General features: G+C 32.3%; 14 protein-coding genes and 2 pseudogenes. 4 read left to right on the top strand and 12 right to left on the bottom strand.

All coding sequences use genetic code 11. The annotated features are described in order from the left end of the window. Nucleotides 1-175: 175 nt before the first annotated feature. From IDG65_RS07175 to IDG65_RS07205, 7 genes and pseudogenes are all read right to left on the bottom strand, one after another. Nucleotides 176-1,135 (bottom strand): carbohydrate kinase family protein, encoded by a 960-nt coding sequence (locus tag IDG65_RS07175; protein WP_001253301.1) that lies wholly within the window; start codon nt 1,133-1,135, stop codon nt 176-178. Further along, nucleotides 1,132-2,616, bottom strand: a complete 1,485-nt coding sequence (locus IDG65_RS07180) for a sucrose-6-phosphate hydrolase (protein ID WP_000141410.1) — start codon at nt 2,614-2,616, stop codon at nt 1,132-1,134. The genes IDG65_RS07175 and IDG65_RS07180 overlap by 4 nt, the downstream gene beginning before the upstream one ends. 148 nt (nt 2,617-2,764) lie before the next feature. Further along, nucleotides 2,765-3,715, bottom strand: a complete 951-nt coding sequence (locus IDG65_RS07185) for a LacI family DNA-binding transcriptional regulator (protein WP_000790322.1) — start codon at nt 3,713-3,715, stop codon at nt 2,765-2,767. A 182-nt stretch (nt 3,716-3,897) separates the two neighbouring features. Continuing rightward, complete coding sequence (locus IDG65_RS07190; RefSeq protein ID WP_001052258.1) at nt 3,898-5,148, bottom strand: ammonium transporter; 1,251 nt, start codon at nt 5,146-5,148, stop codon at nt 3,898-3,900. A 207-nt stretch (nt 5,149-5,355) separates the two neighbouring features. Continuing rightward, nucleotides 5,356-5,580 carry a sulfurtransferase TusA family protein gene (locus IDG65_RS07195; RefSeq protein ID WP_000581077.1) on the bottom strand — a complete coding sequence of 75 codons (225 nt, stop codon included), beginning with the start codon at nt 5,578-5,580 and terminating at the stop codon, nt 5,356-5,358. 59 nt (nt 5,581-5,639) lie between these two features. Next, a pseudogene (locus IDG65_RS07200) lies at nt 5,640-6,718 on the bottom strand (YeeE/YedE family protein). A 303-nt stretch (nt 6,719-7,021) separates the two neighbouring features. Continuing rightward, nucleotides 7,022-7,657, bottom strand: a complete 636-nt coding sequence (locus IDG65_RS07205; RefSeq protein WP_001283612.1) for a redox-sensing transcriptional repressor Rex — start codon at nt 7,655-7,657, stop codon at nt 7,022-7,024. Between the two features lie 252 nt (nt 7,658-7,909). Between IDG65_RS07205 and IDG65_RS07210 the strand changes: the two genes are divergently transcribed. Further along, the gene (locus tag IDG65_RS07210; protein WP_000602064.1) at nt 7,910-9,838 is read left to right on the top strand and encodes an ABC-F family ATP-binding cassette domain-containing protein; all 1,929 of its coding nucleotides are present in this window, start codon (nt 7,910-7,912) and stop codon (nt 9,836-9,838) included. A 158-nt stretch (nt 9,839-9,996) separates the two neighbouring features. Here the strand turns inward: IDG65_RS07210 and IDG65_RS07215 are convergent, their stop codons facing one another. After that, nucleotides 9,997-10,110 (bottom strand): hypothetical protein, encoded by a 114-nt coding sequence (locus IDG65_RS07215; protein WP_075583718.1) that lies wholly within the window; start codon nt 10,108-10,110, stop codon nt 9,997-9,999. 311 nt (nt 10,111-10,421) lie between these two features. Between IDG65_RS07215 and IDG65_RS07220 the strand changes: the two are divergent. Together IDG65_RS07220 and IDG65_RS07225 are read left to right on the top strand one after the other, a co-directional pair. Beyond that, a pseudogene (locus IDG65_RS07220) lies at nt 10,422-10,703 on the top strand (transposase); the annotation flags it as partial. Nucleotides 10,704-10,732: 29 nt separating this feature from the next. Further along, entirely contained in the window at nt 10,733-12,343 is a 1,611-nt protein-coding gene (locus tag IDG65_RS07225) for a MutS family DNA mismatch repair protein (protein WP_000106334.1), read from the top strand. Between the two features lie 101 nt (nt 12,344-12,444). Here the strand turns inward: IDG65_RS07225 and tsaD are convergent, their stop codons facing one another. From tsaD to tsaE, 4 genes are read right to left on the bottom strand one after another with little or no spacing between them, the layout of a single operon-like run. Then, nucleotides 12,445-13,470 (bottom strand): tRNA (adenosine(37)-N6)-threonylcarbamoyltransferase complex transferase subunit TsaD, encoded by a 1,026-nt coding sequence (gene tsaD / locus IDG65_RS07230; RefSeq protein WP_000159044.1) that lies wholly within the window; start codon nt 13,468-13,470, stop codon nt 12,445-12,447. Beyond that, a complete protein-coding gene (gene rimI / locus IDG65_RS07235) occupies nt 13,463-13,927 on the bottom strand; it encodes a ribosomal protein S18-alanine N-acetyltransferase (protein ID WP_000372755.1) in 465 nt (154 codons plus the stop codon). Before rimI ends, tsaD begins: the two co-directional genes overlap by 8 nt. Continuing rightward, nucleotides 13,900-14,562 carry a tRNA (adenosine(37)-N6)-threonylcarbamoyltransferase complex dimerization subunit type 1 TsaB gene (gene tsaB / locus IDG65_RS07240; protein WP_001086739.1) on the bottom strand — a complete coding sequence of 221 codons (663 nt, stop codon included), beginning with the start codon at nt 14,560-14,562 and terminating at the stop codon, nt 13,900-13,902. The genes rimI and tsaB overlap by 28 nt, the downstream gene beginning before the upstream one ends. Next, nucleotides 14,543-15,004 (bottom strand): tRNA (adenosine(37)-N6)-threonylcarbamoyltransferase complex ATPase subunit type 1 TsaE, encoded by a 462-nt coding sequence (tsaE, locus tag IDG65_RS07245; protein ID WP_000590806.1) that lies wholly within the window; start codon nt 15,002-15,004, stop codon nt 14,543-14,545. Before tsaE ends, tsaB begins: the two co-directional genes overlap by 20 nt. Before the next feature lie 37 nt (nt 15,005-15,041). Between tsaE and IDG65_RS07250 the strand changes: the two genes are divergently transcribed. Next, nucleotides 15,042-15,197: a hypothetical protein gene (locus IDG65_RS07250; protein ID WP_001791591.1), complete on the top strand. Its 156-nt coding sequence runs from the start codon at nt 15,042-15,044 to the stop codon at nt 15,195-15,197. Nucleotides 15,198-15,498 lie beyond the last annotated feature (301 nt).

Below are 15,498 nucleotides of genomic sequence, written 5' to 3' on the forward strand. Positions count from 1 at the left end.
ATTTCACTCTACAATCCTATAGCGCAATTTTTAACAAAATATACTAAATTTGAAATCGACAGTTTTCTTAAATAAAATACTACAATTTCCTACCCCGTGAATCTTATTTTTGTTTTAAAAAACAGTGTAGCACAAGATTCAACTTGTTTCCTACACTGTTTTATAAATGAATTATTTAAAATGCTTGTTCAACCTCTTGTAAAGTTGGCAAACTATTAATAGCACCATACTTCGTTGTCACTATTGCAGCAACGCGATTGCTAAACGCTAAAATTTCCTCACCTTCATTTTCAAATAACTGAGTTAAATTTAACACATCGGTTGCTAAAATCCTGCTAATAACTGCGCCAATAAAGGCATCCCCTGCCCCAGTTGTATCAACAGGTTTTACCTTATAGCCACTATGATAATGATTAATACCATTTTTCAAATATACGGCAGCACCATCTGCTCCCTTCGTATAAATGACTACAGTGACATTACCTGTAAATAATGATTGAATGGCTTTATTTTCATCATGAATACCTGTAATAAATTCTAATTCTTCATCTGAAACTTTTACAATATGCGCCAATGGCAAAAAGGTATGAATAGTTTGTCTTAAATCTTCAGCGTTATCCCATAATGGCAATCTTACATTAGGATCAAATACGACAGTACCATTTGCATTTAATGTTTTGGTAATCAATTGATAATGTGCTTCTCTCATCGGACTATCGATCAAATCAACAGAACAAAAATGTACTACATCATTTTCATTCACATCAATATCATTCACAAAACTTGGTTCAAATAACATATCAGCAGAGGGCTTACGATAAAAAGAAAAATCTCGCTCGCCCGCTTCAGTCAAACTCACAAAAGCTAACGCAGTGTTTGCTTCATTCGTGCGATACACTTTTGATACATCTACACCAATACTTGATATCGTTTCAATAATGCTATCTCCAAATGCATCATTACCTAATTGTGTAATCATATACGCTTGTTGTCCTAACTTTTGAACTGTACAAGCTACATTGCATGGCGCGCCACCAATTTGCTTCGTAAATGTTTGAACATCTTTTAAATTCGCATTTGTAATATTTGGAATAAAATCAATTAACGCTTCTCCTATTGAAAATAGACGTCTCATTTATGTTCATCCTTTAAATCATATTTAGTAAATTGTAAATATACTTGCCCTGATTCTGTTGATGTTTTAATACCTAGTGCGTCTTCTGTCGGGAAAATTCGAGATGTCAAAACACGTTCCCCATCATTACAGAAAATTTCTATACTAGATGTATCAACAAAAATTTGTAATTGCTTTAATGGCGTTTCTAATATCGTACTACGCGTCGTACCTTCAACATTTGTAGGCAATAAACCACTGTCGCTGCGATCTAATATTATTTTATTTTCACGCTTGTTATAAGCGATTAATGTTGAAGAAGTCTTAGACGTACGTAATTCAAAGTACACTTCGGTAGCATCATTATCCAAAATATCTATGATTAATTCATACTGTTTACCTTCATACGGATGTAATTTTCGAGTAAATTTATTTGCGTAGCCTAATGCTGTCTCTTTATTATGACGTAATTTTTCCAACGCTGGATATGGACGTTGCTTAAGTTGACCATTTTCTACATTTAATACACGAGGAATTGTTAAGCAATGGGCCCATCCTTCATTATCAGTAGGATATTCGATTTCCGGTAACCCCATCCATCCAATTAGTACTCGTCGGCCTTTTTCATCTAAAAATGTTTGAGGTGCATAGAAATCAAAGCCATTATCAAGCTCGACAAAATTTTCATGTTCATATGTTAATTTTTCAATATCAAACTTTCCAAGTATATAACCACTTTGATAAATATTTTTGAACTGATCGCCTTTTGGTTCAATACCTTGTGGACAAATAAGTATGACATCTTGATTATCTACATTAAAGTAATCTGGGCATTCCCACATATATCCAAAATCATCTAACTCTGTATTTATTTCACCTAAATAATGCCAATTAATTATATCTTCAGTATTATAAAGTAATAATCGACCTTGCTGATCATTATTTTGTGCGCCAATGATCGCATAATATTTCTCACCATATTTAAAAACTTTAGGATCTCTAAAATGACTTGTATATCCTTCTGGTTGCTGGCTAATTACTGGCTTTGGAAACTTTTCTACTGAACCGTCTTCTTTCAATCGTGCGATCATCTGACTCGCATGTCGTTGCCAATGATTATCTCGATGATTTCCTGTGTACATATAATATAAATGCCCGTTAAATTCAAAAGCGCTACCGCTATAAACACCATGGCTGTCATATTTAGTATCTGGATTTAAAATTGGCCCTTCAGCTTTAAAGTTTATTAAGTCATCACTCGTGTAGTTATACCAATACTTTAAGCCATGTACTGCGCCTAAAGGGAACCATTGATGTGAAACATAATACTTCCCTTTATAAAAAATAAGTCCGTTGGGATCATTTAATAAGCCTGTTTCTGGTTGTATATGAAATTGTTGACGAAATTTTGATTGATCAACTTGTTGTTTTAATGTTTTAAAATACTCAGTATCAACGTCCTCGATTCGTTGATAACGTTCTTCTCTAGTCCATTCGGTCATAATATTTACCCAGTCCTCCTTTTATAATTTATGCTGTTAACAATTTATATTCTATTATAGCAAATTTTACCTACGTTCTTTAACTTTTAACCTATCCATTTATAGTTATATGGTATCGGTTCCACATTTATTTTAAAAAATACAGCGTCTAAATATTAACATCTACTGTGACGCTATATGGCATATCTTGCTTTTTAAGCATCTGTTGTATCTCTTCCATCGCGCATTGGCCAGCTTCAAAATAATTATAATGAATTGTTTTTATCGATGGAGACACTAATTGTGTCATTGGATCACCACCAAAACCATATATTTGATGTGGTTTCATAACTTCTTTTTTATCAGAATAATATTTATAGGCAGCTAATGCAATCGTATCAGTTGCTCCAACAACCGCATCTACTTGCTCCACATTTTCCAAAACATTTGCAACATCTTTTTGTGCTTCCACATAAGTAAAATTTGTTTCATGTATATTAGGTTTAATTTGGTATTTAGCTAACTGGTCAAGTAAACCACGTTTTCTATGTATACCAACTGCAATATCTTTTTCACTCACACTAAACACTTCAATTTGTTGATATCCCTGTTGACCAATCCATTCACCTATAATTTGACCTGCTTTATAATCATCATGCACAATACTATGAAGTTGTTCATGTTGTTGACCAACAATAACGATTGGTACATTCATTTTGTTAATGACTTCTATATGTCTCTCTGTTATGTCTGTAGCCATTAAAACAATACCATCTACTTTACTGCGTGCTAATGTTTCAAGCGCTTGTATTTCTGCTTCGATATTTAAACCTGTATAATTTAAAATTAATTGTGATTCATATTTTTGGCATTGTTTTGCCAATCCTTTGATTGTTTCATCTACTGCATATGAATTCATTCTAGGTATAATGGCACCAATAAGGTGTGTTTGTCTCGCTCTTAAACTTTGAGCAAATTGATTCGGTTGATAGTCATGTTCTGCTATAATTTTTGTTAATTTTTCACTTGTTTTTTTACTGACAGATCCATTATTTAAAAATCTAGATACTGTACTTTTTGAAACGCCTGCCAATTTGGCAATATCAGATATATTTTTCATACTTATTCACCTATCATTATTTGTGACACTTAGCCTTATTTTAGCATATGTGTAACCGCTTTAAATAATATTTCTGCTTCTTTCATAAAAAGATTTCAAAATAAAACTTTTGTATAACAAAATGTCCCAACATCAACCTTTAGTTAAATGTCAGGACAATAAATATTCTATGTAAATATATTCTAATATCGAATATGTTTATTGAATCTATTTAGCTCACCTTCAAAGTAAGCGTGTTCACCGTGAACAATCTTGTCTAATCCTATATTCGTTTCTTGTTCCGTAACAGATAATGGTGTAATTAATTTAATTACTTTCGCAATAATAAACGTCATGACGATACTAAAAATTACAACTGCTGTTACACATAATATTTGTACAAGTATAATATGTATGTCACCAGTATAAATAAAGCCATTCTCAATGTCAGGATTTGCCTTTTTACTTTGGAAAACTGCTGTTAAAACAGCACCAATAATACCGCCAACACCGTGGATACCAAATGCATCTAATGCATCATGATACTTTAATTTTACCTTGATGTAATTGATGACAATATAACAACAGATACCTCCTATTAAAGCCATTATTGTTGCACTAAGATATGTCACGTATCCTGCTGCAGGTGTAATGACAACTAAACCAGCTAATGCACCGAGTAAAAGTCCAAGTAAACTTGTCGTCTTTTTAAAAATATATTCTAAAATTAACCAACCTATAGCACCTGCACTGGCAGAAATAACTGTATTCGTAAATGCAAGCATTGCAATTTGATCAAATGTAAAAGCACTGCCAACATTAAATCCATACCAACCAATCCACACGAATATACCGCCAATCAACGTAATGATAAGATTATGTGGTGTTGATTCAGAATGTTTGTTTCCTTTTCCAATCATTATAGCTAATACTAAACCAGAAACACCTGATGTAATATGAACAACTGTACCTCCAGCGAAATCTAATACACCGAGTTTGTTAATCCAACCGCCGCCCCAAACCCAATGTGCTACTGGACTGTATACAAGAGCAGTCCATATTACTACGAATAATAAATAAGGAATAAACTTCATTTTCTCAGCGATTGAACCAGATAAAATAGAAATTGCAATCGTACAAAACATCATTTGAAATAACATAAACAAAGCGAAAGGAATATGTGGGCTAATATCTTCTTGTGTCGCGAAACCTACATGATTAAGAAATGTATATTCCCAATTTCCGAACCATAAATTCCCTTCCCCAAAACTAATTGTAAAACCAACTGTTATCCATACAAATGTAACAAGCACAATTGCTGCCATACTTTGCATGACAGTATTTAGCGCATTTTTAGATTGAACTAACCCACCATAAAATAAACTTAATCCTGGTGTCATTAGCCAAACTAATAATGTACACAAAAACATAAATATCGTATCGTTAAGATTCATACTTACCACTCCCTTGTTTTCATAATAATCTGACAATTTATAAAAAGCAAAAATGCGTTAAGTTTTATTACATCTTTTGGAATAAAATATGCCACACTATATAAAAATAATTTCATGAACTAAAACAAAAAAGACTACTTACTCGCTTTTAAACTAGCGGAAGTAGTCCTAAACTCTAACATCTATTTTATTGTTAAAATGATAACGTTAAACTTTTTGAATTGTAATTGTCCATGAAGCATTATCAATTTGTTCATAGTTTGTTACAGGATATCCATTTTCTGCTGCCCAATTTGGAATAGCTTCCGTCGCTTGCGTGCAATCAAAATCAATTTTTAATTCATCTCCAGATTGCAATGTTGCCATTTTCTTTTGCGCTTCAATTAACGGAAATGGACATACCATTCCTACTGTACCTAATTCGTGTATCATAATTATTTCTCCTTTTCCAATCACTTTTATTTGATCAACATCATTTGTATAATAATCTTCTATACTATTTGCGTTTGCTGTTTGACCTTTGCAGATTGTTGTTGTACTTTTTCATTGGACGAACAAAGATAAAATGACTCATTGTCCATACACCAACTATCATCGATGCTAGCGCAATCCATCCTTGCCAAGTCATCGTTGCCGTTTCAACCAAACCGTTACCGATAGAACAACCACCAGCAACTGACGCACCAAATCCCATACATATGCCACCAATAGCACTGTTTCGTATTGTAATCTTGTCTGGCAATCGCCATTTAAATTCTCTTGATCCTCTAGCTGCAATATATGAACCAATGAAAATCCCTAGAACTAAAAAGACACCCCAATCAATAAATTTAGTTTCACCTGTAATCAAAAAGTGTACTAAATTTGCTGATGGCGTTGTTATACCTAAACCGTCATTTCTTCCAGTTGATGCACTCATTGGCCAAGCTAATAGTGCGATAAGTCCAATTGCAATTGCTGCAATAAATGGATGGTATCGTTTCTCGAAAAGGTAATATCTAATACCTGTATAACGTTGCTTTAGTTTTGGAACAGCTACTCGAACTTTCTTATTATTGAGTGTTCTTACAACTAGAAAAATGGTGATTATAGTTAATATAACGACTAATCCCCAAAACGGAATGCCAGTTGTTTGAGACATATCACTATTTACATTCGTTGGTTGATTAATTTTATCCATTACTGGTTTTAAAATCCCTGTTTTAGTGATTGCTGCAGTAACAGCATATAATACTAATGCAATCCAACTACCAATTAACCCTTCACCAGCGCGATACCAAGTACCTGTTGCACACCCTCCAGCCAATACTATTCCAATTCCAAAAATAAAAGAACCTATAATTGTTCCCAATATTGGAAAACTATGTGCAGGAATTTGTAAAATATCTGTTGCCGTCAAAATCAATAATCCTATACTTTGAATAGTAATAGCGATTAATAATGCATAGAACATCTTATTATTCTTTTGCACATACATATCTCGAAAGCCACCTGTTAAACAAAATCTTGTTCTTTGCATGACAAAACCTAAGAGTCCCCCGACAATTAAGCCACTAAAAATCATCCACATAATCCTAACCTCTCATTTCCGATAAGTTTAGTATGTATTATAGGTGATGATTTTCTTGTTTTCAACCTTATACACAATATTTTTGATATTTATATTATATTCATATAAGGAAGGCGATTAATTACGATTCATCATTATATCTCTACGTGTTAATTTATTAACCTATACTATATTTATCAACACAACAGTTTTTCCTTTCATTTTCAAACATAACAGAAAAAGCCTGAGACATATTTAGTCCCAGACTGCTCTATAATTAATTAAAGATATAACAAGGTTAATCATTCAAAGCTAACATCACATTTATTCACTATAATTTTTCATAAAGAATAATAATGACTGTAATTCTATACCTAAGTCAATTTGATGTACTTGCACATCTGAAGGCGTATTAATTCTACCAGGAGTGAAGTTTAAAATACCTTTCACACCAGCTTGGACGAGTTCATCTGCAACTTTCTGTGCAACTCTTTCTGGTGTAGTTAGAATCACAACATCTATTTCTTCCTTCTTCAATGTTGTTATTAATTCATCGTTATCTTTTACAATAACGTTCCCTATTTTCTGGCCAATAACATCTTCTTTTACGTCAAACGCTTCTGTAATCGTCATATCGTCATGTATTGAAAAGTTATATGTGAGCAAAGCTTTCCCTAGGTTCCCAACTCCGACAATTGCGATTTTGATCATGTCACTCTCGCTTAGTTCAGATTTAAAGAAATCCAATAAACTATCTATATTATATCCGTACCCTTTTTTACCTAATTCGCCAAAATATGAAAAGTCACGACGAATTGTTGCCGAGTCAATTTGTAACGCATCGCTAATCGCTTTTGAATTTACACGATCTATACCTTTAGATTTTAATGAACTGACAAATCTATAATATAACGGCAAACGTTTTAAAGTTGCTCGAGGAATTTTAACTTGGTCACTCATTCGCTATTTCCTCCTTCGTGTTTGAATGAATTATATCTATGTATTCAAACGAGTTAGAGCGTAATTGTTAGATTATTAAAAAACAAATAATTGATTACAATGAATACCTAAATATTATACATTATTGAATTTTAAAAATAAATATCTTAGTTTCAAGACGGCGTTTTATACTGTAAAATGGTTATTAATGTAATAATTACGACTTTTTTCATAAGTTAATAAAATTTGAGAAAGACGAAAGGTGAAGATCGAATGATACTTTTACAACTCAATCATATATCAAAATCGTTCGATGGTGAAGATATATTTACTGATGTTGATTTTGAAGTGAAAACTGGCGAACGAATTGGTATCGTAGGAAGAAATGGCGCCGGTAAATCAACATTGATGAAAATTATAGCTGGCGTAGAAAACTATGATTCTGGAAATGTGTCAAAAATTAAAAACTTAAAACTAGGTTATTTAACTCAACAAATGACTTTAAATTCTAATGCAACAGTTTTTGAAGAAATGTCAAAACCATTTGAACATATTAAACGAATGGAAAGCTTAATCAAAGAAGAAACAGATTGGTTATCAAAACATGCAAATGATTACGATAGTGATACATATAAAACACATATGTCCCGTTATGAATCTTTATCGAATCAATTTGAACAATTAGAAGGATATCAATATGAAAGTAAAATTAAAACAGTACTTCACGGGTTAAATTTTAGTGAAGAAGATTTCAATAAACCTATCAATGATTTTAGCGGTGGCCAAAAAACACGTTTATCTTTAGCTCAAATGCTATTAAATGAACCTGATTTATTACTTTTAGATGAACCTACTAACCACTTAGATTTAGAAACGACAAAGTGGCTTGAAGATTATCTACGTTATTTTAAAGGTGCAATCGTCATCATCAGCCATGATCGTTACTTTTTAGATAAAATAGTTACTCAAATTTATGATGTGGCTTTAGGTGATGTCAAACGCTATGTTGGTAATTACGAGAAATTTATACAGCAACGGGATTTATACTATCAAAAACGAATGCAAGAATATGAAAGCCAACAAGCAGAAATAAAACGATTAGAAACTTTTGTTGAGAAAAATATTACACGTGCTTCAACAAGTGGAATGGCAAAAAGTAGACGTAAGATTTTAGAAAAAATGGAACGCATTGATAAACCAATGTTAGATGCCAAAAGTGCAAATATTCAATTTGGCTTTGACCGGAATACAGGTAATGACGTCATGCATGTAAAAAATTTAGAAATCGGTTATCAAACTGCAATTACCAAACCTATCAGTATAGAGGTCTCTAAAGGCGATCATATAGCAATCATTGGGCCAAATGGTATTGGAAAATCGACCTTAATTAAAACTATTGCTAATCAACAAAAAGCGCTTAATGGCGATATTACTTTCGGCGCAAATTTACAAATTGGTTATTATGATCAAAAACAAGCAGAATTTAAATCTAGTAAAACGATTTTAGATTATGTGTGGGATCAATATCCGTTAATGAATGAAAAAGATATTCGTGCAGTTCTTGGACGTTTCTTATTTGTACAAGACGATGTTAAAAAGATAATTAATGATTTATCTGGTGGTGAAAAAGCACGTTTACAACTAGCACTACTTATGTTGCAGCGTGACAATGTACTTATTTTAGATGAACCTACCAACCACCTCGATATAGATTCAAAAGAAATGTTAGAGCAAGCACTCCAACATTTTGAAGGAACAATACTATTTGTTTCCCATGATCGTTACTTTATTAACCAATTGGCAAACAAGGTATTTGATTTAACAATTGATGGCGGAAAGATGTATTTAGGAGATTATCAATATTACATTGAAAAAGTTGAGGAAGCGGAAGCGTTGAAAGCGCACCAAGAAGAACAGTCAGTTAACGTACAAGCACATAAAAAGTCTATGGAACAATCGTCGTATCATAACCAAAAAGAACAAAGACGTGAACAACGCAAACTTGAACGACAAATATCCGAGTGTGAAAATGAAATAGAAACTTTAGAGACTACTATCTTACAAATAGACGAGCAATTAACCCAACCAGAAGTGTATAACAATCCACAAAAAGCAAACGAATTAGCTATCCAAAAACAAGATAGCGAACAAAAATTAGAACACGCTATGTCTAAATGGGAAGAATTACAACAAAAACTATAAAAATATACATAACTCTAACTGTAAAATCGCTATAGTTAGAGTTATTTTTTTACAAATTTTAATTTTTTTATTCACAATAAAAACGCTGATATTATAGCTATCCACAGACTTATCCTAGTTATCCACAAGTAAATTAACACTAATCAATCATTTATTTTCTATTTCCCCACCTGATATCCACAATAAATGCCTTTATCAACACCTTTTATCCACAAGTTATACACTCTTTGTTGATAAGTACGCATGTTCTCTATTGACATTGTTTTTACCAAAATCCATTGTTAAGACATTTTCTTTATGAAATAAGGCTGGGACATAAATCCCTAAAAAAACAGCAGTAAGATAATTTTCAATTAGAAAATATCTCACTGCTGTTCTCTATTTATACAATACTTCGTATTGAATGGCTTCGCTTTCCTAGGGTGCCGTCTCAGCCTCGGTCTTCGACTGGCACTGCTCCCTCAGGAGTCTCGCCATTAATACTACGTATTAACATGTAATTTTACTTTTAAATACTTTAAAAAAATAAGACACTTTCGTATAATTTAATAAATACCACTAAACTAAATTAACGAGGTGCCTTATGTATAAAGATTATAACATGACCCAACTTACACTACCAATAGAAACTTTTGTTAGAATTCCTCAAAATGATATTTCGCGATATGTTAATGAAATTGTTGAAACGATACCTGATAGCGAATTCGATGAATTCAGACATCATCGTGGCGCAACATCCTATCATCCAAAAATGATGTTAAAAATCATCTTATATGCATATACTCAATCTGTATTTTCTGGTCGTAGAATAGAGAAATTACTTCATGACAGTATTCGAATGATGTGGTTAGCTCAAGATCAAACATATTATTCAAAATAAATAAGGAGATACTTATGAGCACAAATCAAACATTTTTAATATTTGTTATAGCAATTATTCTACTTACATCTGTAATAGGAATTGTTGGACGATACATGAGTCGTCAACGTCTATTAAAATCTATGGAAACATTATGGCAAACGATTTCTCCATTAGAAGCTTTTATCAGACCGAACTCACATTTCGACTATGAGTATAAGCTCTACAAGGAAAAATTTGAATCACATTCATTAGTTGATGATAAAACTTGGTCCGACTTAAATATGAATGCAATCTTTCATAAGATGAATTATAATTTAACAGCTATTGGTGAAATGAAGCTATATGCCTGTTTACGTGGAATGCTTTCAATTACGAACAAATCATTACTTAGTTTATTTAATGATAATGCTGAATTTAGAAAAAACGTAACATATCATTTAGCTTTGGTTGGTAAAACTGTTTATCCAACATTTCCAGACCAAATCACACCGGTAAAACGTCAAAATATATTGTTTCTATGCCCATTTTTACCAGTTATCTCATTTGCAGTTATATTTATTAATTCACAAGTTGGTATTTTATTATTTCTTATGAGTTGCCTATTTAATATCATTTTATCTGCAACTTTAAAGCGTACATATGAGGATGACTTAAAGTCTATCTTTTATGCATCCAATGTTTTAAAACAAGGCTATACTATCTCAAAAATTAAACATGCTCCACAACCCGAAGTCAATTTTAAGCAATTTAGAACAGCACGTCATTTAACGAGTGTTTTAGCTGAAGTTAATGATGAAGATATTGGAGCTATGGTAATTAAACTAGTTAAACTTATTTTCATGCTTGATTATGTTTTATTCCATTCAATTCAAAAAAGCTATACAACACATATGAATGAGCTAAAAAATTGTTTCGATTACATAGCTGAATTAGATAATCATTATGCATTAGCAATGTATCGTAGAACGCTAGAATGCTATACTGAACCACAAATTGATGATTCAAATGATGGCATAGTATTCTCTGAGTTAACACATCCACTCATAGCAGATGCAGTAGCCAATGATTTCTCACTATCACAAAATATACTGTTAACTGGGTCTAATGCTTCGGGTAAATCAACATTTATGAAATCCATAGCAATAAACATTATTCTTGCATCGGCTATACAAACAGTTACCGCAAGCAAATTTGTATATCAACCTGGAATTGTGTTCACGTCAATGGCAAATGCCGATGATGTGTTATCAGGCGATAGTTATTTTATGGCTGAATTAAAATCTATTAAGCGTATTGTTGAAATTCCAGACAATCAAAAAATATACTGCTTTATAGATGAAATTTTTAAAGGTACCAACACAACTGAACGAATTGCCGCTTCAGAATCAGTACTATCATTTTTACATGAAAAATCTAACTTTAGAGTTATTGCAGCAACACATGATATTGAGTTAGCTGAACTCTTAAAACAACGTTATGAAAATTATCATTTCAATGAGGTAATAGAAAATAATAACATACATTTTGATTACAAAATTAAGCCTGGCAAAGCAAATACACGTAATGCCATCGAATTATTAAAAATCACTTCATTTCCAACAAAAATATATGAACGAGCAAAAGATAATGTCCCGAAAATTTAGCATTTAACTTTAAACATAAAAACGTCAGCTATCACATGACAGAAGACTATGAACAGTTTCAATAATGTTCATCGTAATCATGTTAATAACTGACGCTTATTTTATTCTGCAGAATACTCTTCTAAATCTATATTGCTGTGCCCATTTAATGCTAAATCAGCAAATCGACCTTGCTGATACAAATAGTGGCCGGCAACGCCTATCATTGCAGCATTATCTGTGCATAATTTAGGACTTGGGATAGTTAATTGAATGTCATTGACTTTGCATTGATCCGCTAAAGATTGACGTAATCCTTTATTACTCGCCACGCCACCAGCAACAATTAATCGCTGAACACCATATTTTTTACAAGCTTGAATAGCTTTAAACGTAAGCACCTCTACAACACTGTTTTGAAAGCTCGTTGCTACGTTAGCTTCAATGATTGGAATATTTTTTTGTCGTTGATTGTGAAGTTGATTGATTACGGCACTTTTCAACCCACTAAAACTAAAATCATAACTATCTTTATCCAACCAAACACGAGGGAATGAATAAGTATCTTCACCTTCAGCAGCCAACCGATCAACTTGTGGACCACCTGGATAATTTAAACCAATTGTTCGTGCCACTTTATCATAAGCTTCACCTACTGCGTCATCTCGTGTTTCACCAATGACTTCAAATGATAAATGATCTTTCATATAAACTAATTCAGTATGTCCACCTGAAACAATAAGTGCAATTAGCGGGAATGTTAATGGCTCTTCTATGTGATTAGCATATATATGTCCTGCAATATGATGAACAGGAATAAGTGGCTTATCGTAAGCAAATGCCAATGCTTTGGCTGCATTAACACCTATTAGTAACGCACCAATTAGTCCAGGGCCTTCTGTAACCGCTATGGCATCAATATCTTCCATTGATACATCGGCATCCACTAGAGCCTCGTTTATTGTTGTTGTTATACCTTCAACGTGATGTCTACTTGCCACTTCGGGAACGACACCGCCAAATCGTTTATGACTTTCAATCTGACTTAAAACTGTATTTGATAAAATATCTCTGCCATTTTTTATAACACTAACGCTTGTTTCATCACAACTTGTTTCAACAGCTAGTATTAATATATCTTTAGTCATTTAAATTCACCCACATAACCATTGCGTCCTCACCTTCACCATAATAATTTTTACGTTTACCACCATATTGAAATCCTAAATTTTCATATACATGTTGTGCCACTTTATTATTAACTCTTACTTCTAAACTCATCACATCACAAGTGTGACTTGCATAGTTTATTCCGTATTTTAAAAGCATTTGACCTAAACCATAGCCTCTATAATTATCATCGATTGCAACTGTCGTAATTTGAGCTTGATCGATAACAATCCATAAACCTAAATAACCAATAATTTGTTGTTCAAATTCTAAGACAAAATATTTCGCAAAGTTATTTTGTTCTATTTCATGATAAAATGCGTCAATTGTCCAAGAACTATCATTGAAACTCCGACGCTCAATATCAAAGACTTGTGGCACATCTTCTTTGGTCATCTCTCTAATGTTTAATTGTTCTTTTGACTGTTGATCCAATTTCGTTCCGCCTCAGCTAATTTATGGTATTTAGGAGTAAATGTATGTACGTCTGAAGGTTTATCTATCAATTGATGCATGACTGATGCATTTGGTAGCTGCGCAATCACATCACCTTGTAATTCATCTTGTAATTTTACAGTATCTTTCCCAATATAAATAAATGGTTGGTTTAAATCTTCTAAAAAAGCTCGCAATGCCTCTATCGACATATATTGATCTTCTAAAATAGTCACTAATTGACCATTTTGCCACTGGAATATGCCTGTATAAACTGCTTGTCGTCTTGCATCAAACACAGGAACCAATAATTTATCAGTATGATCGATTGTTGCTGCCAATGCCTTTAATGATGAAACACCATATAATTTAACATCTAACGCATACGCTAATGTTTTAGCAACAGTAACACCGATACGTAAGCCAGTATATGAACCAGGACCTTCAGCAACAATAATCGCATCTAATTGCTGTTTAGCTATTTTGCTCTGCTCAAATAGCTGACTAATCGCAGGCATTAATTGCACTGAATGATTTTGTTTAGAATCCGTAGTTATTTCAGCTAAAACTTCATCGTTTTGCATCAATGCTACTGATAATGGTTGATTCGATGTATCAATGAGCAGCGAATTCATGGATAATTGCCTCCTTAATTTGTTCATAATGTTCTCCTTGCGCGAACAACTCAATTTGTCTTGTATTTTCAGATATTGTTGAAATATTAATAGATAAATGCGTCGATGGAAGTAAATCTTTTATAAATTGACTCCATTCAATAACAGTAATTGCCTGATCTTCGAAAAATTCATCAAACCCTAAATCTTCATCAGAATCTTCTAAGCGATAACAATCCATATGATGCAATTTTAAATTTTTACCCCTATATGATTTAATGATGTTAAATGTCGGGGAATTAATCGTTCGTCTTACACCAAGAGCTTTTCCTATAAATTGCGTTAACGTTGTTTTACCTGCTCCTAAATCTCCGTTAAGTAAAATCAAATCACCACTTTTCAATTGCTCAACTAAAAACATAGCAAATTGATTCATTTCATCTAAATTATTTATCTTTATCAATGTTGATTCTCCTATATTGTGCTTTTCATTCATAAAAATGATTATCCATTGTTCAATCGTATCTAACTTTATATTTAACCTTTATATTGTAACAAATTTCAACTTAAATTTCTTATCTTTGAAACAGATTATCTCTTCAAAGTTAATTGTAAGAAAATTTAAAATATTTGTTGACATACTAAAGCAGATATAGTAAATTAAATTTATCAAATTTTTAGACAATTCTAACTATTAAAGTGATATATACCATTCACGGAAGGAGTATAATAAAATGCTTAATCAATATACTGAACATCAACCGACAACTTCAAATATTATTATTTTATTATACTCTTTAGGACTCGAACGTTAGTAAATATTTACTAAACGCTTTAAGTCCTATTTCTGTTTGAATGGGACTTGTAAACGTCCCAATAATATTGGGACGTTTTTTTATGTTTTATCTTTCAATTACTTATTTTTATTACTATAAAACATGATTAATCATTAAAATT

Source organism: Staphylococcus sp. EG-SA-17 (assembly GCF_017151845.1).
Classification (GTDB): domain Bacteria; phylum Bacillota; class Bacilli; order Staphylococcales; family Staphylococcaceae; genus Staphylococcus; species Staphylococcus aureus.

Coding starts and splice junctions, on each gene's coding strand:
- IDG65_RS07175 (WP_001253301.1), bottom strand. CDS start 1,135: ATGAGACGTCTATTTTCAATAGGAGAAGCGTTAATTGATTTTATTCCA.
- IDG65_RS07180 (WP_000141410.1), bottom strand. CDS start 2,616: ATGACCGAATGGACTAGAGAAGAACGTTATCAACGAATCGAGGACGTT.
- IDG65_RS07185 (WP_000790322.1), bottom strand. CDS start 3,715: ATGAAAAATATATCTGATATTGCCAAATTGGCAGGCGTTTCAAAAAGT.
- IDG65_RS07190 (WP_001052258.1), bottom strand. CDS start 5,148: ATGAATCTTAACGATACGATATTTATGTTTTTGTGTACATTATTAGTT.
- IDG65_RS07195 (WP_000581077.1), bottom strand. CDS start 5,580: ATGATACACGAATTAGGTACAGTAGGAATGGTATGTCCATTTCCGTTA.
- IDG65_RS07205 (WP_001283612.1), bottom strand. CDS start 7,657: ATGAGTGACCAAGTTAAAATTCCTCGAGCAACTTTAAAACGTTTGCCG.
- IDG65_RS07210 (WP_000602064.1), top strand. CDS start 7,910: ATGATACTTTTACAACTCAATCATATATCAAAATCGTTCGATGGTGAA.
- IDG65_RS07225 (WP_000106334.1), top strand. CDS start 10,733: ATGAGCACAAATCAAACATTTTTAATATTTGTTATAGCAATTATTCTA.
- tsaD (WP_000159044.1), bottom strand. CDS start 13,470: ATGACTAAAGATATATTAATACTAGCTGTTGAAACAAGTTGTGATGAA.
- tsaB (WP_001086739.1), bottom strand. CDS start 14,562: ATGAATTCGCTGCTCATTGATACATCGAATCAACCATTATCAGTAGCA.
- IDG65_RS07250 (WP_001791591.1), top strand. CDS start 15,042: ATGATTATCCATTGTTCAATCGTATCTAACTTTATATTTAACCTTTAT.